The following is a 2,486-nucleotide window of genomic DNA, read 5'->3' as shown; positions in this document are numbered from 1 at the left end:
CGATATTTCCTTGGGCAACACGTTCTGGCCCCTCCTCAACAGCGTTCCATTCTGATACTTTGCTTGCGCAGTCTGATCAACTCATTAGGCAGAACTACTTGGATCGGGCGATAGCACTAAGACCTCCAGGCGCACAACGAGTCACAGTAGAAGGTGTCGATATGGGCGCTAACATTGGCCGCGGTTTTGATCGATTGTCATCTGTTCCGGGTGCTGCTGGACCACTGCAATTCAATAGCAATCTTTCGCGAGCCACAGCGGTTTACAGATATGACGCGGCGTCTGGTATTTGGCGAACTGTAACTATCTATCCGGTGAAATAGATGTACGAATACATAAATCATGTGTTGACGAACTACCTCAGCACAAGCGTTGGACATTCAGAAGATGAGGAAATTTCCATTTTGCGTAAGGATTTAGAAAGCAGTCCTGAACTTGCGAAAGGGGTGATGGCTGATTTAGAGAAAGCCTTTCGGCGATTTTTGCGTAAGTCCTGTCTCACATCCTCAATTGGTTCTTTCCAATGGTCTTCAAAGCGGTAGCCCAACAAAAAATCAGCTTTCTTGTCTAGTTCTCGCCCTTTTGCTAGGTTGGCGGAAATTCCTTTGATTTTAGGACTTACGCAACTAAGTAGATGTCATTGGGACCGAAACGTAGTGTAGGGAAGCAATCTCGGTCTTGGGGAGATTGCAACTCTAAGAGACGCACTCGCGTTCGCTGTCGCTGGCAATGACGTTTTTTCGTCAAAATGCGTAAGTCCTAAATTTGTCGGAAAGCCAAGATAGGATAGAGCAATTTAGCCAACCACAAACCGATTGGGAGTGATTTGCTGTAGTTTTGTGTAGCAGCTTTATTTCTTTTTTATAACTAAAATATGCCTTTTGCTAGAAGGATAATTACCTTTTTATAGTTAATGTTTATTTGTAGTCAAAAAATAAGCTAATTGGCATGATAAATTTGATTTCTAGAACGATTGGTAACATCAGTTCCCTACTTAAAGGACTTCAGGTAAAATCTTTTTTGGCTGTTGTCGTAGTTGGTTTTCCTATTTTACATATAATTAAATGATATTTTAGGCAATTTCACAGATTATGTTTCTCTTTCAAAGCTTCCCACCTGGCTTGGTCTGGGTCAAAATCAGGAGGAGCAGGTTCCGTCTTTTCAAACCACTCTCTTAAGATTGTAATTGAGCAATCAACCTTTCTTCTCGGCTTATCTGGCTGTGACTCAGTAGAAGTTTCCAAGGATGGAACTGGCTGCAAAATAATCACTTCCACTTTACCAGGAGCAATATTTAGAGGTTCGTCAATAATTAAATGACCTGATTCATCAATTGTGGCATTGAGCTTGTAGGCTTGCATACTTTTGCTCCTTTTTGTTTCTAGGATAGAACACTGCGTAAATATTGCGTAGGCGTAGCCCAACCTAGACATCGCACTTCTGAATAACTACCTTGTCGTGATTAATACCAATTCCAAAAAAAATAAAACAGGTGCGTAGTGCGTAGGTTGGGTTGAACGGAGTGAAACCCAACAATTACAAGACTTTGAGGTGTTGGGTTTCGTTCCTCAACCCAACCTACATTCTATTTACCAGAATCGATATCTCTTAGAAAATTACCTAGAGAGAATTTATTAGTTCTTGAATCAACGATCGCAGTTATAACTGAATGTCTTGTCGTCACCAACATTACAACATTAAGTCTTAACGCTACAACATTAAGCCTTAAGGTTACAACATTAAGGCTTAAGGTTACGACATTAAGCCTTAACATTACAACATTAATCACCAGCATTACAAGATTAAGGCTTAACGTTACAACATTAAGCCTTAACATTACAACTTTTTGACAAAAGCTTATGCGATCGCTCTTTAGAGTAGTGCGCTCTGTGCGATCCTAGCAATGCTTAAATAAAACTTATGAATGATTTGACGTTGGCAATAAATCTTGCACTGCATCCTACGACTCTGTTTCTAGCCTATCTCGCACTGTCCAAATCGCCTCGCGCACACCTCCAGCGCACTCTTCACCCGTCGCCTCACGCCAAATGGCTTGAAACTGGTTTTCTCCTAACTGCTGGAGCATACGCGCAAAATGACTGATACGATAACCAATCCAATCTTGATTATGTTCTAAGTCAATGGCTAAAACACGAATGTAAATTTGCACAGCCTCAGCGTAATTTTCTTGAGCTTCTAAAACCCTTCCCCATTTACCCAATGTTGCTGAAGCCTTACGCCAATCGCGGAATTGCTCAAAAACTTTATAGGTTTTTTGATAATAATCAACAGCCACATCAAACTGCCGTTGCTCTTCGGCTACCATGCCCAGTTGGTGATAGTCACTAGCAGCACTGTACAAATCCCCGGCATCTTCTTTTATCTTCAGCGCCTTGTTGTAGTAATCAACAGCCACATCAAACTGCCGTTGCTCTTTGGCGACATTGCCCAGATGGTGATATTCACTAGCAGCACTGTACAAATCC

At 41.6% G+C, this 2,486-nt stretch carries 4 protein-coding genes; 2 read left to right on the top strand and 2 right to left on the bottom strand.

Annotated elements, in window-relative coordinates:
* Positions 1–98: 98 nt before the first annotated feature.
* A complete protein-coding gene (locus tag LC574_RS35560; protein WP_229458325.1) occupies positions 99–323 on the top strand; it encodes a hypothetical protein in 225 nt (74 codons plus the stop codon).
* The gene (locus tag LC574_RS35555; protein ID WP_229458324.1) at positions 324–542 is read left to right on the top strand and encodes a hypothetical protein; all 219 of its coding nucleotides are present in this window, start codon (positions 324–326) and stop codon (positions 540–542) included.
* Positions 543–1,082: 540 nt separating this feature from the next.
* Here LC574_RS35555 and LC574_RS35550 read toward each other — a convergent pair.
* Together LC574_RS35550 and LC574_RS35545 are read right to left on the bottom strand one after the other, a co-directional pair.
* On the bottom strand, positions 1,083–1,361 hold the full coding sequence (locus LC574_RS35550) for a hypothetical protein (RefSeq protein ID WP_229458323.1): 279 nt from the start codon (positions 1,359–1,361) through the stop codon (positions 1,083–1,085).
* 599 nt (positions 1,362–1,960) lie between these two features.
* Positions 1,961–2,486, bottom strand: a 526-nt coding sequence (locus LC574_RS35545) for a tetratricopeptide repeat protein (protein WP_229458322.1), incomplete at its 5' end; no start/stop codon positions are given.

It is taken from the genome of Nostoc sp. CHAB 5715, from assembly GCF_020829685.1.
Lineage (GTDB): Bacteria > Cyanobacteriota > Cyanobacteriia > Cyanobacteriales > Nostocaceae > Nostoc.
Note: the sequence above shows the minus strand (reverse complement) of the source record. Positions and strands in the feature narration are given on the sequence as shown.